This window comes from Bacteroides sp. K03, from assembly GCF_019734355.1.
GTDB classification, from domain to species: Bacteria; Bacteroidota; Bacteroidia; order Bacteroidales; family Bacteroidaceae; genus Bacteroides; species Bacteroides nordii.
Genome location: NZ_JAASHC010000005.1, coordinates 39,578 through 64,885, shown reverse-complemented (window position 1 = coordinate 64,885; position 25,308 = coordinate 39,578). Strand labels below are relative to the sequence as shown.

At 41.9% G+C, this 25,308-nt stretch carries 13 protein-coding genes; 1 reads left to right on the top strand and 12 read right to left on the bottom strand.

Annotated elements, in window-relative coordinates:
* Positions 1-137: 137 nt before the first annotated feature.
* The 10 genes from HCG69_RS05805 to HCG69_RS05760 form a co-directional block, all read right to left on the bottom strand.
* Complete coding sequence (locus HCG69_RS05805; RefSeq protein WP_221649259.1) at positions 138-3,467, bottom strand: pectinesterase family protein; 3,330 nt, start codon at positions 3,465-3,467, stop codon at positions 138-140.
* Positions 3,468-3,695: 228 nt separating this feature from the next.
* Positions 3,696-5,270, bottom strand: coding sequence for a polysaccharide lyase family 1 protein (locus HCG69_RS05800; protein ID WP_221649258.1), 1,575 nt, complete (start codon positions 5,268-5,270; stop codon positions 3,696-3,698).
* A 21-nt stretch (positions 5,271-5,291) separates the two neighbouring features.
* Positions 5,292-6,938: a DUF5123 domain-containing protein gene (locus tag HCG69_RS05795; protein ID WP_221649257.1), complete on the bottom strand. Its 1,647-nt coding sequence runs from the start codon at positions 6,936-6,938 to the stop codon at positions 5,292-5,294.
* Positions 6,939-6,958: 20 nt separating this feature from the next.
* Positions 6,959-8,983: a RagB/SusD family nutrient uptake outer membrane protein gene (locus HCG69_RS05790; RefSeq protein WP_221649256.1), complete on the bottom strand. Its 2,025-nt coding sequence runs from the start codon at positions 8,981-8,983 to the stop codon at positions 6,959-6,961.
* A gap of 12 nt (positions 8,984-8,995) precedes the next feature.
* Positions 8,996-12,196 carry a TonB-dependent receptor gene (locus HCG69_RS05785; RefSeq protein WP_255585466.1) on the bottom strand — a complete coding sequence of 1,067 codons (3,201 nt, stop codon included), beginning with the start codon at positions 12,194-12,196 and terminating at the stop codon, positions 8,996-8,998.
* A gap of 618 nt (positions 12,197-12,814) precedes the next feature.
* A complete protein-coding gene (locus HCG69_RS05780) occupies positions 12,815-14,473 on the bottom strand; it encodes an LA_2272 family surface repeat-containing protein (RefSeq protein ID WP_221649254.1) in 1,659 nt (552 codons plus the stop codon).
* Positions 14,474-14,487: 14 nt separating this feature from the next.
* Positions 14,488-18,981: a two-component regulator propeller domain-containing protein gene (locus HCG69_RS05775; RefSeq protein ID WP_221649253.1), complete on the bottom strand. Its 4,494-nt coding sequence runs from the start codon at positions 18,979-18,981 to the stop codon at positions 14,488-14,490.
* A gap of 151 nt (positions 18,982-19,132) precedes the next feature.
* A complete protein-coding gene (locus HCG69_RS05770; RefSeq protein WP_221649347.1) occupies positions 19,133-19,330 on the bottom strand; it encodes a hypothetical protein in 198 nt (65 codons plus the stop codon).
* Positions 19,331-19,377: 47 nt separating this feature from the next.
* Positions 19,378-20,529, bottom strand: coding sequence for a dienelactone hydrolase family protein (locus tag HCG69_RS05765; protein ID WP_221649252.1), 1,152 nt, complete (start codon positions 20,527-20,529; stop codon positions 19,378-19,380).
* A 15-nt stretch (positions 20,530-20,544) separates the two neighbouring features.
* A complete protein-coding gene (locus HCG69_RS05760) occupies positions 20,545-22,272 on the bottom strand; it encodes a pectinesterase family protein (protein WP_221649251.1) in 1,728 nt (575 codons plus the stop codon).
* Positions 22,273-22,393: 121 nt separating this feature from the next.
* Between HCG69_RS05760 and HCG69_RS05755 the strand changes: the two genes are divergently transcribed.
* Positions 22,394-22,735 carry a cupin domain-containing protein gene (locus HCG69_RS05755; RefSeq protein ID WP_221649250.1) on the top strand — a complete coding sequence of 114 codons (342 nt, stop codon included), beginning with the start codon at positions 22,394-22,396 and terminating at the stop codon, positions 22,733-22,735.
* A gap of 307 nt (positions 22,736-23,042) precedes the next feature.
* Here the strand turns inward: HCG69_RS05755 and HCG69_RS05750 are convergent, their stop codons facing one another.
* Positions 23,043-23,999, bottom strand: a complete 957-nt coding sequence (locus tag HCG69_RS05750; protein ID WP_221649249.1) for a pectinesterase family protein — start codon at positions 23,997-23,999, stop codon at positions 23,043-23,045.
* Complete coding sequence (locus HCG69_RS05745; protein WP_221649248.1) at positions 23,996-25,198, bottom strand: glycoside hydrolase family 105 protein; 1,203 nt, start codon at positions 25,196-25,198, stop codon at positions 23,996-23,998. The genes HCG69_RS05750 and HCG69_RS05745 overlap by 4 nt, the downstream gene beginning before the upstream one ends.
* Positions 25,199-25,308: the final 110 nt, after the last annotated feature.

The window sequence follows — 25,308 nt, the reverse complement described above, 5'->3', positions numbered from 1 at the left end:
TTCTTTTGAGTTTATTTCCGGTCTATTTTTCCGTTTTTAGTCGTCACATAGCCCGCTATGCTCCTCGTAAAAACGAAAAAATATCCTCAAAAATAACTCTCAAAAGAATGCTGAACAAAATTTAAACAGGCTCTAAGTTATTTATTAAATATTTTCTCAGTATTCACACTGCCGTCGCTCTTATAATGCCGAACGATAGTAATCCCCTTGACCGGAGCCTGTATTTTCAAACCTTCTACTGTGTAATATTCGGTTCTGATAATATCAGTACCTACTAATGTATCTTCAATACCTACACCCGAAGAAGACACACCGCTCAGACCTCCGTATTCATTGACAGCCTGAACTGTATATTTAGCTATCGGATCGTAATCATAGGACGTTTCTGTGGTGAAACCAATAACATTGCCATCTTTGGATATTGCATAACAAATGGCAAAAGGAACAGCCTCCCAGGTTATTTTACCATTCGTAATCTTCACTACCGGAGCTGCACAAGCTTCGGTTCTCAAAACCGGTTGCCATGCATCCTCACCGGTCAGTATGTTCTTCACTGTATATTGGGCAGCTTCTTCGGCAGTCAATACAGCTTTGGAATAACCTTCTACTTTCTTGTCACCATCCATATAATAATAGTAAGTATTGCGGTTGCTCAGGTCTACCGGATTTCCATTCTTATCCATTGTGTTGTATTCGGCCCACAGAGTGGGAAGTCCACCCATTGTCTGATACCAGCCGGTTGCAGGGATAGACACTTCGGCGGTAGTATTGATAAAAACAGTTTTCGGATTATTATGCCAGGGACGGCCCAGCCAGATGGAATAAGTAGAGGGATCACTGACACGGTCAGTAGTAATCTTATTATTCATAAATACATATCCCCACTTCGTAGATGCACCATGGCTGGGTGCTACAATGTATCCACCTGCCGGACGGACAATATTCAGAATACAATCGTCAAAGTATGCATCACCACCTCCATAAATAAAGTCGACAGCACCTTCTATGAAGCAGTTCTTCAGGTAATGGCGATGTGCATTATTCTTAGTTGAAGTAAGATAAGTATCCTGATAGCTCAACAGTCTGCACTTATTTAAGATAATACGGTCATTGTTAGTGTACAAAGCCAATGCCTGCGGTCCCCCGTTCTTTTCAACACCCCAGGAATTCTCTAAAGTGATATTTTCGAAATAACAATCGGCTGCCTGACAGACTACGGTAGCACCGTCGGCTACTCCATAAGTGGGAATCGAAGGATCTGATGTACCCCCACAAAGGCGATCATCTGAGATGATAACCTCATCGGCACTCTGGCCAATAAAATGTAAGTACGGTTTTGAATCCGGAATATTAACGTGTCCCTTGTAAGTACCCTTCTTTATAAAAATCAGGTAAGGTTTCACTTGTCCGGCAGGCGCTGCATCGATCGCTTCCTGTACAGTAGTATAATCACCTGTACCATCTTGTGCGATAACAACATCAAAGATACGTGCCTCCGGCTGAATACGTTCCATAGTTGTGAAAGTCAGTGTGCAACCTTTGAAAACATTGCCATGTTTGTCAGTCACTGCACCTTCGGGCATAGTGAATGTATAAGTGGTATTATAATCCAGCGCACTGTAAGGAAAAACAACTGTTTTACCACTGAATGTTCCTTTCAGAACTTCACCTCCTAAAGTACAATCACCCGTACCTGCCTGGACTCTCTTGTCAAAGGTCAGAATGATAGATCCTCCGGCCGACACACCTGTATCGTTTTTCTGCGGAATGGAAGCTACCAATACCGGAGGTGTAGGATCGATGATACCGTCCTCGTCTCCCGTTACAAAAACATCTGTTATACAGGTTCCGTCAAGACCGGAAGGAGTACCTACAATAGCAGATGTCACATCGGGACGGAAACGAACATACACTTTTTCTTTTCCATCGCACTCTGAAGGTAAATTAAAATGACCCGTATACCAAGACTTCGCTGCTTCAAGGGTGATAGTTCCCAAACGAGTGTAGGTAACACCATCTACAGAATACTCGACATTCTGAACAGAGAAAGCGTTGTAGTTGCAACCCATTGTTGCCGATACTTTCACGTTGCTGTAACCCAATGTCTTAAATGATACTTCATAATAATACAATTCACTCAAAGGCAACGGGGCATTTTCGGTCACTGTATTTACACGCAACGCTTTCCAGCAGACAGCACAATACATATCGTTGTAAGGACCATTGGCGACTCCCTTCGGCAACCAGCTTGAAGTCGTTTTATCTTCTTTGTGCAAAGAGAGTAAACCGGCATTTTCCGTATCACTCTTATAGTCGGCAGGACGTTCGCTGCCCGGTTCATCCTGATACATGTCCCACCCCACTATAAAGTCACAGGCACTGAACTTAGCAGTAACATTCTGATCCTGATGCATGGTAATTGTACGAACTTTAGCAGTAGAATTGTCTTCCCAGTTCAGAAAAGTAAAAATCGGATTATTTATAGCTGTCAAAGAAATCTCGGTTCCTTCTTCATACATCATTTTACCATTAATCTCAGTACCGGCCGGAGAGATTGTAACCAGATTAGTATTTGCTCCGCCTTCGAGATTCACATTCAGTGAATAAGTATTCGTTTTGCTATAATTTGCAATCAAAACAGTATTCTTCTCTATCCTGAAGTTATAAGGATTGGAATCGGATATAATAGTTCCTTCTGTATCCGTCCAATGCAGAAAATGATAACCAAAGTTCTCTGTTGCAAAAGCCGTAATAGCCGTACCTTCATCATAACGTTCGGCAATCGGGTTTAAAGTGACCTGTCCTGCATTCACATCAGAAAGTGATAGTGCGCAAGTATAAGACTCTACATCCTCTGCCTCTCCGGAAACAATACCTTCCAACAGAATGCCGGTCAAGCCAATTGTTTTGTTATTGGCCAAAGTGTAGACAGAAATTGAAATATCAAAGGCCCCTTCTTTTACCTCATATCCCTTGATGTCATAAGACAATTCAGTATAAGGAATGTCTTGTCCGCTACGCCCCAGTGTGGTGACATCAGCCAATGTGGTAACATTATCTCCGTTCGCACACCTGATAATTAAATTACCTCCGCTCGTACCAAAGCGGCAAGCCGCAAAACTGATTCTTGTCGGTGTGAAAGTGAGTCCTTTCTTAGGTATTACAGTAAACGTCACATCATCCGAACCATCTGTAGCCGCAGTACCATGTTGTTCTCCCGGTCTGATTTGAGAGAATGTCAGGTTCCCGGATGTCCCTGTGGATGGCATGGAGAGGTTGCTACCTAATTTAAAAGAGGTGGCAGAGAATATATTATCGTGAGAGACAGTAGCAGAAGTTTCATTGGCCGGACCACTTGTAAAAGGCCATACAGCTGTCAGAGTGACTTCATCTGCTCTTAACCCTATTGGGATACAGAACAAACAGCTTAAAAGAACAAAAGCTTTCAATAGGAATACTCTTTTCATGATTTTCATTTTTTAGTTAAACAAAAGTTTGATTATCAGACACAAAATTAAGTTCTTCCTATAACCCGCAGGGGGACAATTGTACGCAAATGGAGGAAAATACGACACCAATGAATAAAAAAGATCCGGACTCATCCCAAGCCCGGACCTTACACATGCAAAAGTTAGCTGATCAAGCTATTACTTTAGTTAAACACGGTTTTACTGAACCACAAACTTTTTACCTTTCTATTCATTGACTTTATTCTGCTTTTCGGTAATATCACTAACCAGACTATTCATATAAACTTCAAGATTAGTGTATCCTTCTTTACTCAAAGTCTTTGCGTTACCATCAGAAGTATTATTCGAATCCAATCCGTTTTTAGTCTCCCATACATCGGGCATACCATCCCCATCCGAATCTTTCAACTCATCGGCTGTCACACCTCCGTCAGACAACGTAGGCCAGGGACTGGTTGCCCCTTCAGGCATTACGTCCGAAGGTAAATCGATCAAACCGGGAGCGTCGGCAGCACCTTCGGTCACAGTTCCGGTATAGGTGGCAGTTCCTTCCTTAGTCTCTTTTGCGATACGTTCGTCGATGATGTCTCTTTGTTTTGAACATCCGGCATACGCCAGTACCAGGTCAAATGCCTGTTTTGCAGTATGTGTGGTAATCACATCAGCATCAAGCGGGAGTGTTAGGCGAATCGTGTCACGGGTTACCGCAGTGAACAGTCCGTCATTTCTTGAATCGTCAACCTGCTCATACATACCTTTTGTCCAGTTGTCGTTGGTCACCTCATCCGTACCTTCCATCACGTTTCCGTCTACATAATATTTCCCCCATACATGCAGCATCGGGGCAAATGCCGGATAGGTAGCCACATATTCCGCAGTACGGATACCAACTCCGGCAATACGATAGCGAACCGCCTTTTTGGCAGGAGTGGCAGGACCCGGTTTATAGTAGTTGTTTACAATATTCACCTTCATACCTTCGCCGCCATAGCATCCGTTGCCTGCCCAGTTATAAATCACATTGTTTCTCATATCCATGTGTTCACGTTCCTGAGTAAACGGGCGCGGGCCAAGGCGTGGCGCACGGCTCTCATGATGTGCCAGCAAGTTATGATGGTAGGAAGCGCCGGCACCACCCCAGTTACCACCATATCCGTGTTTACCTTTTCCATGACCGGCTGTACGCAGGCTCTCGGAAATGATACACCATTGAACAGTCAGATTCTCACCTCCGTATACGGAACAGCACTCATCTACCGACCAACTGATGGAACAATGATCTACAATGACATTTTTGTTTTCCATACCTCCCAGTCCATCGGGTTCACCGCCTCCTTCATTACCTACGCGAAAACGCAGATAACGGAGAATAACGTTACTGGCTTTGATCGTCACCGGATAGGTAGCAATACAGATCCCCTGTCCCGGAGCTGTCTGACCGGCAATGGTCAGATCTCCGTTAGTGATATTCAGATCACTTGTCAGGAAGATCGTTCCGGCTACGTCAAACACAATGGTTCTTGCACCACTTTGCGAGATTGCATAACGCAACGTTCCCGCCTTTGTACCGTCTTCCAAAGTGGTCACATGATACACTTTTCCTCCCCGTCCGCCAGTGGTCATCCGTCCGAATCCTTCGGCACCCGGAAAGGCACAGGGATTTCCGGTAGGTTCCGGTTCAGGCTCTGGTTCAGGGATTACTGCTCCTGTAGGAGGATTAAAAAACTGTTCTGTTTCGGAGCATCCTCCCAATAGGAACGGGAGGAATGCACACAAGTATATAAAATTCATTTTATTCATAACGTATCTGTTATTTTAGATTTAATTAGACTTGTTCCATCTGGGATCTCCTGCCACCCCTTCACCGGGGAATTTAACACCGGGTTTAAAATGGAAATCACCATTGACAGGATCGGTAAACAGATCCTCCGCCGTACCGGAGAAGGTATTGATATTGGCAAACGGACGACTTGTATTCAACTTCACTTCGGAAGTGAGGTAACAAGTGGCAAAATCCAAATATTTGTAATTACTATATCCGCAACCCAGTTCTGTGTTTTTATTAGGACCGGCAATGATCAGATTGGTCACAGCTATCTCCGTAGGTTGTATCTGGAAACGGAAGAAATTGCTGGCTCCGAACTCGTTATTGTAAATGGTGCATTTATCAAATGTTATATCGTCCACTACACCCCTCGCATCAATCAATGAACCCATCTCTATAAATGTACAGTTGGAGACGGTTACAGTCCCGAGATCTGCCGGATTAGCAACAATCAGTGCATAACCATTGTTGGATACGTGGTCGATGATACAATTATTGAATACTACAGCGTCCAGTTTTACCCCCGATGTTGTGCAACGTACCACTGAACGATTATAATTGGATATATTACATCCTGTGAAGCTGACCGTCTTAAACTGATTAGCACCAAAACTGAAAAGATAGTTACTCAGTTCACCATCTAAGGCAAGCTTATCAAACGAAACGGATTGTACAATCTCATTCAAGGATACAGCCCCTAATTTCAATAAAGGTAATTCGCCTGTTGCCGAAAGTGTACCCGCAAACGCCAGATTCTCAATACCACCCGGAATGATAATACCGTCAGGATCGCTCTCGCTTTCTTTTATACCGATATAGTTATAAGTTTGTCCACCTTCAAAGATTAAAGTCAGACTGGTTGCACCTTCTTCTGCACATCTTCTTAATTCAGCATTAATCGGAGTATCGGGCATAATAGTAAGAACCACTGAATTGGGAATACCGGAAGTACGGAAGGAGACTTCTCCACGCTTGTTCTCTCCGTTGAATGCATAAACAGTATAAGGAGTACCACCTTTCAAACCTCCCAGAACGTACATACCTGCACTCAAATCGACTCCTGCTTCCTGCAGATTGATACGTCGTTCTGTCTCCATTATCAGTTCACCTGTACTGCTATTCCTCTCCCAAATTACAAATTCCGTCAGCTCATTAACCGGAGTCCAATAAAGAGTTACTTTGTCAATCTCCGGAACATTACTTGTGAATATCTGTTCTTTGGGAGTTTCAAAGAAAAAACTTACATAGCCCGATTCAACCAACGCTCTACTGATTGCTTTCATACGAACGGAATACTTGGTTACTCCTTTCAGATTATTAAACCAAGTACGGTATTCTACTTTCGTCTGGTTAGAATCATCCGAATAGACAGTCAGCGTATCAGCTAAAATCGTATCGGTACGCACAATGTGATTAAACTGCAAACTATCTTCACTAAACTCGAATATATATACGGAAGCATTCACTACCTTGTTGTAACTGATCTCGACAGCAGTTGCCTTTACTGATTTACTTTCAAATGCCAACGGACGAAACAGTCGGTCGTGACTCGAATCTATACCCCAATCATTGATCTCGTCATCACAACTCACCATAAGAGTGCATGATAAGAGGGCGAACAGCAGACTTATTATATTTTTCATATTCATTCTTCTTAAAATAATTAATAACCGTAAGAATTGCTCACATGGCCCTTACTTTCATAAACATCCTGATTATAGATAGCAAACAAATGTCTGTTATTACATTTACCGTTACCCATTGTCTTGGTCACCATGATATCGCGGATATCCGCGCCGTATTGGAGCTGGCTGTAGAAAGAAGAGTAGTCATAGTTTGCCATCAAACCGGATGCTGCACATAATACACTGACATATGCACCCAGATGGGCTGTGGGTTTCTTCTCACTGTATTGATGACGTCCCGATCCCCATTGAACCTCCGTATAAATGCTCTCATCGGGATTACCAGGTAATTCTTTGTAAAACTCAATCGACTTATAATCTATAAACTCGGGCAATGCAGGATCTTCATATTTATAGTAGACGCTTGTGGGAATATCGCCCGGATTAAAATTCTTATCAAAAATGGTAAATGGCTGAGTACCGTCCATCATCAGGCAAAGCGTTTGCTTCATCTCTTCAATCTTTTCATCCAGCATTCCCCAACGGATCAAATCCATTTTACGTACTGCTTCTCCTCCAAATTCCCATGCACGCTCATTTACAATGGCATTGAAAAAGTTAGTATCATATTGTTTGATTTTAGGAGAACCTGCACCAAATGCACGTTCGCGTACCTGTTCCAGTGCTTCGCGGGCACTGATATGAGCTACTTCACTTTTAGACTCAGGACCATAGAGTTCATTCCGTGCCTCGGCATACATCAGCAGAATGTCCGGATAGCGCATGATAATCCAGTTAATACCATTGCCAAGACGGTTGGTTGCCGTACTTAGAAGCGATTTCCAGCCGTCTGATGTCCAGAAGAAGTTCCATTTATTGAGTGACATATTGAGCATATCACCTTTGATGGTTTCTTTCGTATCATTGTTGGGATAAGAGGCCCAGGTCACTGCATAGTCTCTGCGCAAATCATCCCGGTCAAATGAATAAAAGTAATAGGCATGTGAAGAGACATAATTTCCGCCCATACTACGACCATTTGTATATTTGGTATTGGTACCCATACCGTACCCCATCAGGTTACCGATGTCACCAACCTGTCCCATCCCCATGGCTACTTCAAACAGGTTTTCATTATAACTGTTCAAATCTAAGCGGCATACTGTTTTCCAGATATCTCCATAATCAGGATCAAGTTTATGAGGGTTATCTGCACTGCCTATAACACTAGCACATGCCTGCTCGGCTATCTCATAATATTTTTTCCAGTCTTTGCGGCGTCCTGTATAGTAACCGTTCAAATCGGCAATTCTTGGATGATGCTCTACGTTTGCATCCGAGAACTGATTGGCATCACGTACAGACCATCCTCCGGCAAACAAAGCGACACGTGCCAGCAAACCTTGAGCAAAGCCTTTCGTAACGCGTTCACTGGTATAACCATCCTGCCCCATCCACGGCAGATATTCGGCTGCTTCCTGCAAATCTTCTATAATCTTGTCATAGATAACGTCGCGGTCCGCCTTTCCAATGTACACATTAGACAAGTCGGAATTCGCCGTTTGTTCCTTATAAGGAACATCTCCCCAATAACGAACCAGCTCAAAATAGGCCAATGCACGCAATGTCAATGCCTCTCCCAGATAAACCTGCATTGCCTTCTTTTCAGTCTCCATCAACGGGGAATTACGAATGCCTTCAACAGCAGTAGCAGCCAACTCTGCCATACGGAAACCATCCGTCCAGCGACAACGATATTCATAGATATCACACCAGAAGTGTTGGAATCCGGTTTCTCCAGAGTTGTAACCGGTCTCGGCAAATCCTCTATACCCTTCGATATCCGAATATCCCTGCCAGTTGATAGACATACGTCCTTTATATAAATTATCGCTGGCAAGCGTAGCATATACTCCCATCAATGCGGCTTCCGTCATAGACTTTGTGGTATATACGGTTTCGGGGCTCAATACAGAAGGAGATTCTGTATTCAGATAATCCTCGCATGAGCTGAATAAAAGCACCACACACAGGAATAAAGTATATATATTAATTCTTTTCATGGTTTGTTTAAATTAAAATGTGACATTAAGACCAAAAATATAACTATGACATTTCGGATAAGCTGAGATATCCTTACCAGGAGTCAGATTGTTGCCGGAAGTACTGACCTCTGGATCTTGCCCGCTGTAAGCAGTCCACGTTTTCAGGTTATTGGCTGTAAAATAAACACGAAGATTCTGTACGGCGAACTTTTGAGTGAACAGTTTGGGTAATGTATAACCGATTGTCAGGTTACTGAAACGGAGGAAAGAACCATCTTCTACCGCCCAGTCAGTAATGATGGTAGAATTAGTAAGCGGATGCCAGATACGTGCATTCTGATTCAACTCCATCAGACGTTGCGGATTGGCATCATTTCCATAATAAATGTTTTTGCCGGTTTCGGGATCAACTGTAAGGAATCGGTTTTCCATAGACATGATTGAACTTAGATTCTGGTACTTCTTACTTCCGGCATAGGTTGTATAATCAATCTTACCGGCATTAAGAATATCATTACCATATACCCAGTTGAACATGGCAGAAAGGTCGAATCCTTTCCAAGTTGCATTCAGGCTGAAGCCACCGGTATGTTTTGGTAATGCATTACCAATCACCTGACGGTCGTTCTCAGCAGTAATCTTTTTATCGCCATCAAGGTCTTTCAATTTGATATGACCGGGACCGTAATACTTTTCACTTCGTGACATCAGCTCGTAGCAGTCTACCACTCCCGGATTAATCTCCCATGATTTAGTAACCTCATTGAAAGTAAAATCATCAAATCCATACATACCCTCTGCCACATATCCATAGATCAATCCGAGCTGTCTGCCCACGATAACGCGGTAGTCGTCTTTACCTATATCGGCCGTATTGGATGAAACGATCATTTCGTTATTTCCGTCCAATGCATCTACACGATTTTTATTGAAAGAGATATTGAAGTTGGCACTCAGGCTAAAATTCCGGGTCTCGATAATTGTTCCGTTCACAGTTAATTCCAGACCTTTATTAGTAGTCTGGCCAAGATTCTGGTACTGGCTTTCATAACCGGAATGTGAAGGCAACGGTACTTTCAGGATCAAATCTTTGGTAATGTCTTTATAGAAATCCAAAGTCACATTCAGCCGGTTGTTGAAAAATCCCAGGTCGAAACCTAAATTAGAAGAATACTTGGTTTCCCAGGTCAAGTTCTCATTACGAAGTACCGTTGAAGTCTTTAATGAGCCGGTTGATTCTTCTCCCGGATAATAAATCTTATTGGCAGATGTTTCAAAAGCATAATTCTGACGCCAGTAAGAGCCTACACGGGCATTACCGGCAAGACCATAACTTAAACGAAGTTTCAAGTTACTCAACCAGTCCTGGGTGGGCTCCATAAAGTCCTCTTCGGAGATTCTCCATGCCAAAGCGGTTCCTGGAAAAAATCCCCACTTTTTGCCGGGGGAAAATACGTTGGTACCATCTTCACGGGCAGTGACCGTAATATAATAACGGTCGTTGTAAGAATAGTTGGCACGCCCAAAGAAAGAACTGGTACGGGCCGGTTCATTGATTGTGGTATAGGTAGGTTGTTCCTTACCCATATTCCACATAGCCAGAATATCTTGTGCTGTAAAATCATTTGGATAGAACATAGACTTTATACTCATATCTATCTTCTGGCTATGGTTAAGTTCGGTACCAAGCAATGCGTCAAAGCGGTGTTTCTTTTTCTTTAGTTTGTATTCCAAAGTTGCAGTACCTCCATAGCTGTTCCCCTTCATCGTTGAACGATTGGCTACCGGCATACCACCGTTATTCTTAGCCTCTCCGGTATTGTTGGTGTAGATGTCATCCGTATCATCATACATATAGGTATAAGAACCTTGTGCACGGAACCTCAACCCCTTTATGATATCCCAGTTGAAAGCAGCATTATATACATTGGAGAAGCGGTTCTGCTTTTTGTAGTTATTCACAATATTATAATAGGGGTCATTCAGGTCGGTCAGGTCTTCCGAATTATAGATATCCCCTCCCATGTCATCTTCGGATAGTGCGCTTAAAGTACCGATCGGTGCATATTTCACAATGTTGCGCAAGCGGTTTCCGGTAGATACTTTCGGACCGTCAATCGTAGTCTTGGACAAGCGCATGCCCAACTCTACAGATAGTTTTTTACCTATATTCTTATTGATTTTTGCGTTTACATTGTCACGAGAAAAGTTAGAGGTCTTCATGATATACGATTCATCATCGTGAACATAACTTACACTATATTTCAGATCTTCCGTACCCCCTTTGATGCTTACATTATAATTCTGTTTGACACCGGTATTACCGAACATTACATCCTGCCAGTCGGTACCTGCTTTAGAAAGATAAATATCAATGTCCTCCCACCGGCCGAAACGGCCAAACCATCCGGCACTTGCACTCGGATCCAGTTCACGCTGATAGAATACATATTCATAAGGTGAAAGCATGTCGTTCATATTATACACATTGCTGAATCCGACCGAAGCGCCAAACTGGATTTCCGTTTTACCGGCTTTCCCGCTTTTGGTTGTCACCAGCACAACACCATTTGCTCCTTTAGCTCCATAGATGGCTGTTGAAGAAGCATCCTTCAAAACATCAATTGTTTCAATATCGGTAGGAGAAATATCATTGATATTTTCCACCTGAAATCCATCGACTATAAAAAGAGGTGAGTTATCCTGCGTAACAGAACCACCACCACGCACAAGTATTTTGATTTCGGCATCCGGAGATCCTTCGGTAGTGGTTACATTTACACCGGCAAGGCGTCCGGTGATAGCTGATGCGGCAGAGGTTACAGGAATATCTTTCAATGTTTTTTCACCTACCGAAGCAATTGAACCTGTCAAATCCCCTCGTTTACTCGTACCGTAACCGATAACAACCACTTCATCCAATGCCTGGGCATCATCACGAAGTACTATTTTCAATACCTTTCCGGCCACTGCATCTACCTCGTGGGTAGTCATACCAATGTAAGATATAACCAGTTTTTTCCCCTTCCCGGAAACATTCAAAGAGAAATTACCATCCAAATCAGTAATGGTACCATTGCTTGTTTTTCCCTTTTCAACAACGGAAGCACCAATGACCGGTTCTCCGTCCGAATCGGTCACAATTCCTTTTACAGAAATGCCTTGTGCTAAAACTCCCAGAGGGATTATCAACAGCATAGCCAACAGCCATGCTATTCGTCTGTTTTTCATTTTGTAAGACTTTTGTTTCATGTTAACAATACTAAAGTTGATTATGGGGCAAAGTTCTGTAATTTAGGACTCTTAATAGGGTAATATTTAGTTGAAAAGGGGAACTATTTCGACTGCTATGCACAAAAAACGCTTCCTGCACGGGGAGATACGCCAAGCGATGGTTTATTGAAACGCAGATGAACGCAGATTTTCACAAAAGAAAACAAATAAATGATAAAGAATTACAGTCTTTTAATCTGCGTTCATCCGCGTTTCATCAAAGATTTAAAACTCTGTGGTGAGTTTAGCTCATTATTATTCAAATATGAGCTAAATAGCTTTGTGTTTTCTATGGCACACGGATAAGGCAAACCGAACGAATGACAACGGATAAGATTTTCTTCTTCCCTGATCACCAATAAACAGGGACATTTACTGAATACCCCTGATTAAAGATGAAAAAAGGCAACTAACTCGCAATGAATTAGTTGCCTTATGTTTTTTTTTATTTAAAGAGTATCCCTTTTATACCCTTTTCTGTAGAAGATAAGATACCAAAAACAAACGACCTCTTTTATCGTAGTAAGAAATATCTTTCTGACAAGTTTTTATAAACACTAAATGATTCTCTATAAATTAAAAACCCCAATTAAAAAGAGGGAAACTACGTCTGTCACTCTTATTCCAAAGCCCTATTTGCAATCCCTTTAGCCTCTTTGCACTGTTGAACAAACCTATCTGGAGACCATGAACATGATCCGTTGCAAAGTTAAACATACCAATCTGTACACCTCGCACTTTCATTCCCGAATTCCCCAAAACACTAATTTGCAACCCAGTCAGTTTATGAGTATACGTCCAGCAACCACCTACCTGTAATCCATTACTATAAAACGTTCCATTACTAAGTCCTGCAATAGATATCCCATTGGTACGATAATTAGTTGTTACTAACCCACCAAAACCCAGGCCGTTGACAATATGACTGTCCAAAAGAGAACCTGCTATCGAAAAAGAAATCCCATTGGTAGTACTAAAACGATTTTTATATAGTATTGCTACATCCTCCTCCGTCCGATGCCTCCTGCTTTCCATCATCAAAGAAGGAGGCATAAGAAGAAATGGAGGCATTAAAGCCAAAGTAAGAGACGAACCTATCACATCCAACTTTATACCATTGGTTGTAACGTTTCTCAAACCATCAATTTCTCCAATACCAAGTGAAAGACCTGTAATGCGTGTATTCTTATGATAATAGGTCCATATAGGCAGTCTGTTTTTTTTAGCTATAAAAATGGTATCTGAGACGGGGATACTGTCTTCAACAATAGGTGGAGTATGAGGTATGTGTTTCAATTGAAAAATATTCTCTTCGATAAAAACGGGCAGTGGTATTTCATTGCTAATACTGTCCGTAGCGAACTCCAGATTAATAAGAGTGGGCATGCCTGTTATCTCCGCCTTTACAAAATAATTCGTTCTTATTCTATATTTATCATAATAATACGTAGGAAGTTGCCACACAATCCTGTCTGCAAGCATTTCCTCACCTCTGAATATGATTGTATCCTTCCCTTCAAATAAAACGGTTTTATATCCCTTTTTATAATTAAGTATCAGATCTTGTCTTGCCTTCTCAGCTTCCTCATCCGAGAAATAAGAATCCCAGGAACAATTCAAAGATTCATAGTTACCTGCCAGCTTACGATAATTATTCCTAAAAGACTTCAGCCCAAGAGTATAGGCAAACATAATTTTTCGTCCTTTATCATCAGAGATTCGGGGGTTCTCTATTTTCTGTCCCAAAAAACAAATTGTGTCATTACCAGCAGGCATAAAAACAGATTGAGGTATGCCGTTAGTACAAATCTCGTCAACCAAACGTCTCTGAAATAAGGAATCTACCTCTCCGTGCTTGGAGAAGGAAATGGCAGAAAGTAAATTCTCAGCCACCAAGTACACATATACTGTACGTAGATTCGGAATGCTGTCTATATAAGGTTGATAATTCCAGGAATACACAGAAAACATTCCGTCTTGGGATATACTGACCCGTTTCTTCGTATAGCATCCAAGTAATGAACTGGCCAATTCCCACGAATATTTTTCTTTTACTTTTCTATCTTTAGAATTCTGAATATCAAGACTTCTAGTCTCTATTTTATATCCATTACCTTGAAGTTCAATGCTATTTTCGCTGGCTTTAGCCTGAAAAGGCTTCCAGATATTATTGGTCTGTGCCATACCCCAATGGCATAACAGAAAAAAGCTCAATAGTAAAAGTCCCCTTTTCATTATCCGCCTAACAATTAATTATACTTTTTCCCAAGATTGTCTCTATACTCGGTTGGTGTCATACCAAGTTTAGACTTAAAGCATTTACTGAAATAGCGCGGATCATTAATACCTACCATATAGGAAATCTGCGTCATATTGAACTCACCTGTTTCTATCAATTGAGCGGCACGGTTGATGCGCATCTCTTTTATAAACTCAATCGGAGCCAGGCCCGTCAATGTCTTCAGTTTTTTGAAGAAAACAGAACGGCTGACTGCAACTTCTCGCACCAGATCATCCACCACCAGATCACCATTATCCATATTTGCTTCCATAAGTTCAACCAGTTTATCCATAAACTTACGGTCGTTGGGAGACATATCCGGAAGCTTTTCTTCCTCCGTAGCAGCTTCTTCTGAGGTTGATAAAGAAGAAACATGCGTATTATTCATCAGATTGTCTCTATAAAGACTTTGCAGTTTCCGACGCTGGGAAAGCAAATTCTCAACACGTGCCTTCAGATAAGTAGCACTGAAAGGCTTCGTTATATAATCGTCTGCACCATACTCCAACCCTTCCAACTTACTTTCGATAGAAGTCTTAGCCGTCAGCAAAACAATAGGAATGTGACTGGTAGTCATATCGGCACGCAATTCTTTAGTCATTTCGATACCGTCTTTCTCGGGCATCATAACATCGCTGATAATAATATCCGGCACAAACTTGAGTGCTTTACTCCAACCCTCCATGCCATCTGCAGCTTCTACCACCCGATACATTGAGGAGAAAATAGTACGCAGGAATGCACGCAGCTCCTGATTATCTTCTACCAGCAACATTACTTCCTTATTGGAGCTTTCCTCCGGCTCTTCATCCTGCATCCCGGTTTCCGGATTTACAATCGGAATAACGGAAGCCGTTGCATCCATCACAGGGACAGGAATAGTCATGGATGTAGTAGTAACAGCATCTTCGAGAATAAATTCAACCGTTTCGTCATAATGTTCCTTTCCTTTGAGGAAATCTACCTTGAAACAACTACCTTCACCCAGTTTGCTATCAACAGAAATAACAGCTTTATGCATCTCTACCAACTCTTTCACTAATGAAAGGCCGATGCCGGTACTTGCCTGATTGAACAGATTTTTATCTACCAGGTTTTCAAAACGAACAAAGAGAGATTTCTTCTTATTCTCAGCAATACCAATGCCCTGATCCTGTACTCCTACAGAAACAGTTCCTTCATCTTCATGAATAAACACACGGATCAATTTTCCGCCCGGTGTGTATTTAAAAGCATTGGAAAGCAGGTTAAAGACGATCTTCTCCAATTTATCTTCATCTACCCAAAGGTAAAGTTCATCCTTTTCTGTTTCAAACAGGAAATCAATGTTGTGCTCCTCGGCCAGTGATTCAAAATTATCCATCACCTTACGTACGAAAGCTACTATATTGACACGCTGTACCTGCATCTTCATCTTCTTATTCTGAATCTTCCGGAAGTCAAGAATCTGATTAACCAGGTGAAGCATACGATTCGTGTTACGCTCTACAACTACCAACTGTTCGCGGGCATCTTCCGGTAATTTAGAATTCTTCAATACATACTCTACAGGGCCGGCAATAAGTGTCAGCGGAGTACGAAGTTCGTGAGATATATTGGTAAAGAAACGCAGCTTAATATCCGAAACCTGCTGTTCTACAGACACTTCATGCTTCAACCGGTAAATGGTAAAGAGGATATAAACAGCCACAAAGATCACAAGCAGAATAAACAATACATAAAGGAAATAGGCCAGTGGGGTTTCCCAGAATGACGGCAGTACTACGATGTCGAGAAACCGGGTATTGTCCACCCACACACCGTCACTATTGGTAGAACGTACTTTAAATGTATAGTGTCCCTTCGGCAAGTTAGTATAGGTGGCATTGCGTAGCCGGTCGGCATACGTCCACTGATTTTCAAAACCTTCAAGAATATAGGCATACTGAATATTCTGCGGATTCGTATAATCGAGTGCTGCATACTGAATGGCAAAAATATTTTCTTTATGAGAAAGTACCAGTTCTTTGGTATCGTCCAAGCCTACCTTCAATACTGATCCTTCGCCCGGAACAATGTCCTGATTGGCTATCACCAACTTAGATAATACAATAGGAGGTACAAAGCTACTCTTATTGATAGAATCGGGAGCAAACATGAAAATACCATTACTGGCACCAAAAAGCATATCCCCCGTGGAAGTTACTGCTGAAGCTGCTTCACTGAAACGTACACGGAAAGTAATACTACGGTCGTCATAATTCTCAAAACGCTCTTCACCGGGAATGAATTTACTGATTCCATTCTCTGTACTCATCCATAAATTCTGCTTCTTATCCTCACGAATGGAAAGCAACACATCAGAAGGTAGCCCATCAAGTACGGAATAAGATTTGAACACTCCGTTTCCATCTTTATCAATAGAAAGAAGTTTATTGAGACCTCCTCCAAAAGTAGCAAGGTAAAGCTCCTTCTTCTTTGTGGCAATAATCCAGTGCACATCATTATTACTCAAGCTCTTTGCGTCATTCGGATTACGAGAGAAGTGATGGAACTGAATCTCTTCGGGAGTTTTAAAATTCTCATCAAAGGCAACTGCCCCGGCTGTGGTTCCCACCCAGAGATACCCATTGTTGTCCGATGTAATGAAACGGGTTTTATAGCAAAGGTCAATCGGATATCCTTTCAGGTTATTACGGTGATTGACAAAAATAGTATTGCCGGCTTTATCTTTTGATATATAGTTAATTCCGTTGGCAAAGGTTGCTACCCAGATTCTCCCGTTATGATCCTCGTAAACGCAATACACATTATCATTACTCAGACTATACATATCATCTTCATCATACTGATAACGGGATAATTTGTAAGATAATCCATTGGGTGCAACCGGCTCGGCACGTACCAATCCATCACCCTTTGTAGCAATCCAGAGTATTCCTTTCGAATCCTGAGTTATATCATAGACCGTACCTTTCATTGGTACACCGGAAAGTGAAACATTACCTGCTTCGGTCAGGAAACCCATATATTTATGGTTTTCATCATACACTCGAAGACGCCCATCTTTCAATCCAACCCATATATTTTTATGCTTATCCTCACATAGTGCACGTACTTCATTGCTTAATGATTCATAACTATGCTCTTCGGGAGTCAGCATACTAAACTGAACTGAACGAAAAGTAACCTTTTCCAATCCCTTTGAATGAGTACAAATCCACAAATTGCCCTGCTTGTCCGAAAAAGTAGAGTGAATTTTATTGGAGAAACGCCAGTCGCTACTTCCTAACTCATCATAAAAAGGCACAAGGCTCTGTTCCTTACGGTCGTAAAAAGAGAAGCCTCCACCATAGGGATGCACCCAAAGGTATCCGTTAGTATCTTCGTGAATATGAAAAGAAGGGCGCGAACGGTCGGCAGCAGTAGGCTCTACACGCATCTGCTCCCGTTTTAAGATCCCGGTAGTCGGATTGAAATGAACTACTACTCCGGGTTCTTCCTGCTCAAACCATACTTCGGAAGATTTATCTACATAAGCCGAAATAATAGGTGCGGAAGGCAAATTACGACAAGTAATATGGGAATAATGTATGTGTTCTTTGGTTTTCAAATTGTAGGTAAAGAAACCATCAGTAGAAGTGGCTATAACGACCTTATCTCCTCCTACCGCACTGATAGCAGCAATACGCGAACGAGTAGGAAGTTCAAGTAACTCAAACTGACCGTTCTTTTTCTGGTAACGCCACACGCGCCCCCTATCCGAACCAAAACAAATCTCCGCATCATCCTCCTGTACAGCATAGAATGCCTGTTTGGGATCAGAAAACCGTTCTTTAGTCTCTACAAAATAGGAAACCGGATTTTTCTCTCCCGGACGAATTAGCCCTAAGCCATTATCCGTCAGTATCCATTCATTATTGTTAGCATCCTGATATACTTTAAAAACTTTTGTAGCAGGGAAAAGACCGGATTTTGCCGAATAAATGTCAGTAGAGAGATGGTTTGTCCCAGCAGGAGTAGTCACACGGATGGCACCATCATTCTCGGTAAGCAACCAAACGGTCCCGCAAGGAAGTACAGTGATGGTATTTACATTGGAAGTACTACCCGGTTGGCCGGCAGCAGGCACTTGTTCGAAAGTCTCCGTACGCGGATCAAAACGATGAGCACGGTTATCATAAGTCAGCAACCACAAAAAACCGCTGGGGTCTTCGTACATTCGGTCGACACGATTGTTAGTCAGGCTGATAAAACTTCCCTGGCGTGCTTTATAAGTCTTAAAAGAGTATCCATTAAAGCGGTTTATTCCATCCCAGGTAGAAAACCAGAGATTCCCTTTATGATCTTGTAAAATGCTCATTACAGTGTTCTGAGACAGACCGTCCTCCGAAGAATAATGGGTGAAGAAACAGCTACGCTGGGCATCAGTCGCCAGCGCGATACTCAAAAATGCTATCAGAAATAAGATTCTTCTCATCATTTTATAAACTTCCATGCTGTAAAGATACAAATTAAACCGAATTTCACTGTGTTTTTGTATCCTTTTTAACAAGGTATTAGCATGAAAAGGAATAGATAATGTGGTAAGCTACAAGCTAAAGTTTGTTAGTTTAGGGTTTATTTTATACTGGCTAAGGTCCAAAGGTTATTATCAGTGTGCCATAGATTGTCCGGTGTTGTACTTTGTCTTTCTCAGAAAGGAACGTTTCCTTTCCCGGTGTACAGTCTTGTTTTACATGTACATCTAAAACAATGTTACATACCGGGACTTCATACGTTCCTCTACGAGAGGAAGCTTTATCGATGCCGGAGAAAGAAACTGATGGCAATGACAAACACTATTTAATAGAAGACTGATTAAAATCTAAGCAGGAATTTAATTTGTAAGTTGCTTATTAAAGAATGCCAGTATCTCCTCCTGCATCTCTTTACTACAGAAGTGAGGTAAATCCCATAGTCTGGTAATCAGTTTATCATCGGCTGACTGGTTCTTCCAAACCCGGTGCAACTGTGCATAAGCATCTTCTACAGCCGGAACCGGGAAGAGTTTATCCTTCCGTCCGTTAAAAAAAAGCATCGCTTTGGGACAGGCTATAGAAGCAATGTGAGGATAATCCAGATAACGCCTTAATCCGGGAAGTACATTGGCATAATTGGAATCTCCTTTACCACGCCCATAGTCAGGAGAAAGTTGATACTCCGTCGTAGTAAGCCAACAAACAGCCGCTCCGGCTTTTATTTTATCAGACAGAGCCGAAAGCATCCAGGATCGATAGGCACCCATCGAGAATCCCATACAACCGATTCGATTGGCATCTACTTCTCCCAAAGAAGCCAGAAAATCTGTGGTATAGATATCTTCATAAGAAATAAATCCACTCCAGCTACGCCCCAACATCTCAAAGCTACAAGCCAATGCCTGCTGACTTTCATAACGTACGCCTTCCTTGCGCCCGCGTTCTCCCCAGAAAAGGGCATCAATGGAAATCACCACATAGCCTTTGGAAGCCAGGTAATCACCTACATACTGATCATCATAACATTGATGTACCCATTTGTCAGCGTCCGACAACACAAGAGAATCGACACCGAAAGGACGAATCATTTTCTCTTTTCCAATGGAGAAATGCGCTCCGTGGTCGTGGAGTAATACAATGGCAGGAAAAGGTCCTTCCCCCTCAGGTACCAATAAATAGGCAGGTACACGAGAATAGGCAGAAAGATTGAAACAAATCTTACGGGCTTCATATCCGGAACGATACTCTATAGACACTACCTCCATATTATATTCGCTGGCAACAGGAGGTGGAGTCAACATGGCATCCAATACAGTAGCACGAGCGGTTTTCCGCCAAATGGAAAAATCCTTCAACGGACTATTTCCCCAAGCCATAGGATAGGTAAGCTCCTGTTTTATCTGATCGAGGAAAACAGGATACTCTTTCTCTATTTCATAAGAAGACACCTCTTGTGCCGTACTTGCTAATGAAACAAAGATCAATAAGCAAAAGCAGATTCGTTTCAACATTCGCATTTACTTTTATTATCGCACTACTTTTACCAACGCATTTCCATTCTTTACCGGATTCCATCCATCTTCTCCAACTAAGATTTCTTCTATCTGGTATCCTTTCAGTTTTTTAAGCTGATGGGAGAAAGTGGCACGAGCCTTTGGATTGGCGCCCTCTCCAAAGCTCTCATATTCGGCATAGAATACCGTTTTCTCTGCATCCTTTTTCCCCCAGTTATGCCATCCGGCAGGTTGTATGTGTTTGCCTAAATTGCAACGAATAAATACTGCCTGTGCATAGGGACGCCATGGACGGGAAAGATAAACACCTTTCACACCATCATCGGCAGTGAGCGTACAGTCATAGAACACATAGCCATACTTCTTTCCTGCCTCCGTAGAAGGGGCTGTAACATACCCATCTCTCTTGCTATGAATATGGCAACGATTGAAGACAGCAGTAGACCAGCCAAATATGAAATCGACAGAACCTTCTATATAACAGTCTTCATAATACTGACGACTGTTTTTTCCGTATGTATAAAGGGTATCCTGGAAACCAAGAAACCGGCAGTTTTTAAAAAAGATCCGATCAGCAGAAACAAAACAAGCTACGGCTTGCCCAACAGGTCCGGCAGTATTTTCAAAGGTGATGTTCTCTGCATAAAAATCAGGAGCATAAATATAGCAGGTAGATGATCCGGAAGTTCCTTTGGTCTCTCCGAAAACATTCTTCTTATTGGCATAATCATCATAAGAAATCACAGCACCTTCCTGTCCTATCAGTGAAATATTAATCTTACTCTCGGGTACTACGACCTTTTCTTTGTATATACCTTTGCGAACAAGAATAGTAGTACGCACATCCTTACGGAAATCAGGCACTGCATCTATAGCCTCCTGGATAGTGAAGAAATCACCACTGCCATCCTGCGCCACCACATAATTGTAATGACGGACATACTTTGCCAGTTCAGGAACTACTTTTGCAATGGCATCTACCGCCAAACCGGCTACTACACGTCCCCCATATACATTGAGATGCGTATTATCTTCACGTCCTTTCGGGAAAGCCGGTACTTTATCGGGAGATACCCACATGAATAGTTTTTTAGATTCTACCGGTCCCAATCCCTGCACCAGATCATGAGTAATCTTATTCATGTCAATGAAAGGCACTCCCAACTCTTTTGCCACATTGCGGGGAGACTCAAGATAGGCACCATGTGTATCAAATAAAGTATCACCTTCCTGAACCGGTTCTGTTTCTCCGGCATCGTGACGTGTATCCTTGGCTATACTTTCATCCAACGGACGGACAAAATTACGGCGTACAATTGCATTGCAAAGGATGGGTATTCCTCCTTTAGCCCGAGTTTCATTTACAAAACGGCGCAGATTAGCGTCAAAAGTTGTTCCTGGTACAGTGTGCCGATCCTCTTTGGGCTTTTCATCGTTATGTCCGAACTGAATAATAACATAATCGCCTTTATTCACCTGGGAAATCACTTTGTCCCAACGCCCTTCATCAATAAAGCTTTTAGAACTGCGTCCGTTTACCGCATGATTGTCAATACGTACTTCTTGACTGAAGAATCCGGGTAACATCATCCCCCACCCACGTTCCGGATTACCACCTGTGATATTTTTGTTAGCCATTGTAGAGTCGCCTATCATAAATATGGTAAGCACTGGTTTATCTGCTCTGAAGGCAGATAGAAGAAAAAATAAACTCAATAGAGCTACCAGTTTCTTTTTCATTTTTGTCGAACTTATTTATATTGTTGTGCAAACTTACAGAGTTTTTAATTGAATGGCGTATAAAAACCGTTGTTTTAGGTGGAATAATTGTATATTTGGACAGGTTTTTAAAATTTGAAGTATGAAAACAAGAAGTAAAACATTCATTTTAGAAAAGGAAAAAGTATGGGAACCGGCAGGCGAAGGGGTTGTTCGCCAAATTATGGGATACGACGGACAAGTAATGCTGGTAAAGGTAAAGTTTGAAACGGGAGCTATAGGAACACCGCATACTCACTATCATACTCAGACTACATACGTGGCAAGTGGTAAATTTGAATTCACCGTAAATGGTGAAAAACAGATAGTAGAAACCGGAGACGGTGTTTATATTGAACCTGATGCAGAACACGGATGCGTTTGTCTGGAAGCCGGAATACTGATTGACTGCTTCAGTCCAATGCGGGCAGACTTCTTAAAATAAAAAGAAATAGAGGGTGCACAGGGAAACTGGTACACCCTCTTCTGCAAAGAACATCATCCCCGTAAGTCATCACGACTTTACTGCGGAGGGGAGACTTCTCTTTTATTCTATAATTACCATTTTTTGATTTTCCACCAATACGGAATTGTATGGGTATAAGAGTAAGAATCTGTTTTCTATGTTTCTTATAGTTATCAAAAAGGTAACAATGGATTCTCATACCACCATCGGATACAAATCTATGGGAGATATCGTTCTATGTTGTGTAGAAACTGATTAATTATGTGGAAATATTGTGTTCTTTCAACTATTTATACGGATACCAATTGCTACTATCGGTGAAAATATTCTCAATAGTGTAACGCAAAGCTTCTTTAGGGGTCAATTGTTTTGCCCACTTCACTCTCCCGGTGGTTATAGCGCCCTCACCGGTATTTCCAAACTCAGCATAACGGGCTGTCTTTTCATTTGCTTCATTGCGCCAATTGTCCCACCCTTCAGGACGGATATGACTTCCAAACTCACAATTGAGGAAAGTAGTAGATGCGTATGGACGCCAGGGACGCCCCAAATACACTTTAGTTACTCCGGGAGCAGCGGTCAGTTTACAACTTTTGAATACATAACCGAACGCTACATTTTCAGGAGTAGAAGCTGCTGTTATATAAGAATTTCGCTTACTATGGATAGTGCAACGCTCAAAGAGAGCCGTAGCAGGACCAAAAATAAAATCGGTAGTCCCTTCTATATAACAACTGGTAAACAGTAAACGCGCCCCTTCTCTACCGGTATATATCGTATCCTGATTCCCCAGAAAACGACAATGGATAAACATTAACCTGTCACCTTCTGTATGCAGCGCTACCGCCTGCCCAAGCGGAGCCGCATTATTCTCGATGGTCAGGTTCTTGAAAGTTATATCGTTCCCTTCTACCTTAATAGTATAAGTACGAAAAGTACCCATCTTATTAATATTGGCATGATCATCATACGTAATAATAGTACCCTCGGCACTCTCACCTACCAGTTGTACATTCTTAACCCACGAAGGAATAACCAGCTTTTCTTTATAAACCCCATCCTTTATATATATAGTAACGGTGTAATCCATAAAAGCACGAACAGCCTCCACCGCCTCCTGAATAGTACGATATTCTCCGGTACCATCACGTGCCACTACAATCGTATCTTGTTTCTGCTGTGCTTGTACCGTTCCGATACAAGCCAACAGCAGCAACAGACTTATTCTCACTAACCTTCTCATTGTTTCTTCTGCAAACGTTCATACTCAAGACTCGCCATAATGAATGGCCCTACAGCTTTCGGGTCATTATCACGAATCGTCTCATTAATATAATAATCATAATCTCCCGAACGATAGTTCTTTCCACCCAGTCCGGCAACGGCACAAGCTTTCGTTATAGTCACCAAACCGTCATTGTCTACTTCAATAAAGTTATCCAGAATACCTTTATACCCCTTCAATGCCACATCCAAATAAGACTGATCAATATATCCCATACGTACCGCTTTAAATAAAGCATATACAAACATAGTTGAGCAGGAAGATTCAAGATAATTTCCTTTCTCGCCACTCTTGTCGAGCACCTGATACCACAATCCGGTTTTCGGATCCTGAATTCGTTTCACCTGAGTTGCTATATTATTAAGAATGACAAGCATTGAATCACGTCCTGCTTCATGTTTCGGAATAAAGTCGAGTGCGTCTACAAAAGCCATCGCATACCATCCCATAGCACGTCCCCAGCTATGTTTAGATTGTCCTGTTACGGGATCGGCCCAACGTTCTTTGCGACTCACATCACAAGCATGGCGATACAACCCATTCTGCGGATCATAAGTGTGACGGGCTACAGTAATAAACTGATTCACTACATCTGCATAATCCTTCACCTGATTGTTGCGAAAAGCATATTCTGCGTAAAAAGGAGAAGCCATGTAGATACCATCAAGCCACATCTGATTGGGATAAATCTTTTTATGCCAGAAACCACCATCCTCATTGCGTGGATGCGTGTCAAGCTGACTACGCAACAAATCAATTGCTTTCTTATACTTCTCATCTTTAGACTCTTCATAAATACGGAAAAGGAATTTCCCGGAATTCAGACGGTCAATATTGTATTCTTGCAATTTATAAGTAACAATGCTACCATCATTATGAATCATCGTATCAGCATATGCCAGTGCATAATCAACTATTTTTTTATCACCATATGTATCATATACATCAAGCATTGCCTGAAGCTCCAGTCCATGACAGTAGTCCCATTTCAGTTTAGGCTGAAAATCAAGTTGCCAGGATTCGGGACAACGAATCATCTCCGACTCCGTCATTCGAACGGACCAAGGCAGTTTATCACTTACTTTCTGAGCAGACAGAGAAACAGAACTGAGCAAAGTTCCCAGGACAAAAATTTTACAAATCGAATTCTTCTTCATTCTCATTTTGGTTATCGGTAATTAGATTTATTCCTTGAATGGGACAAAGATAGCGAGTCTTTTTTTATACGGTGTGTAGATTTCGATTCAAATAGTGTATTTATAAGTTT

Coding starts and splice junctions, on each gene's coding strand:
- HCG69_RS05785 (WP_255585466.1), bottom strand. CDS start 12,196: ATGAAAAACAGACGAATAGCATGGCTGTTGGCTATGCTGTTGATAATC.
- HCG69_RS05750 (WP_221649249.1), bottom strand. CDS start 23,999: ATGAGAAGGTTAGTGAGAATAAGTCTGTTGCTGCTGTTGGCTTGTATC.
- HCG69_RS05775 (WP_221649253.1), bottom strand. CDS start 18,981: ATGATGAGAAGAATCTTATTTCTGATAGCATTTTTGAGTATCGCGCTG.
- HCG69_RS05800 (WP_221649258.1), bottom strand. CDS start 5,270: ATGAATAAAATGAATTTTATATACTTGTGTGCATTCCTCCCGTTCCTA.
- HCG69_RS05760 (WP_221649251.1), bottom strand. CDS start 22,272: ATGAAAAAGAAACTGGTAGCTCTATTGAGTTTATTTTTTCTTCTATCT.
- HCG69_RS05745 (WP_221649248.1), bottom strand. CDS start 25,198: ATGAAGAAGAATTCGATTTGTAAAATTTTTGTCCTGGGAACTTTGCTC.
- HCG69_RS05795 (WP_221649257.1), bottom strand. CDS start 6,938: ATGAAAAATATAATAAGTCTGCTGTTCGCCCTCTTATCATGCACTCTT.
- HCG69_RS05765 (WP_221649252.1), bottom strand. CDS start 20,529: ATGTTGAAACGAATCTGCTTTTGCTTATTGATCTTTGTTTCATTAGCA.
- HCG69_RS05805 (WP_221649259.1), bottom strand. CDS start 3,467: ATGAAAAGAGTATTCCTATTGAAAGCTTTTGTTCTTTTAAGCTGTTTG.
- HCG69_RS05780 (WP_221649254.1), bottom strand. CDS start 14,473: ATGAAAAGGGGACTTTTACTATTGAGCTTTTTTCTGTTATGCCATTGG.
- HCG69_RS05790 (WP_221649256.1), bottom strand. CDS start 8,983: ATGAAAAGAATTAATATATATACTTTATTCCTGTGTGTGGTGCTTTTA.
- HCG69_RS05755 (WP_221649250.1), top strand. CDS start 22,394: ATGAAAACAAGAAGTAAAACATTCATTTTAGAAAAGGAAAAAGTATGG.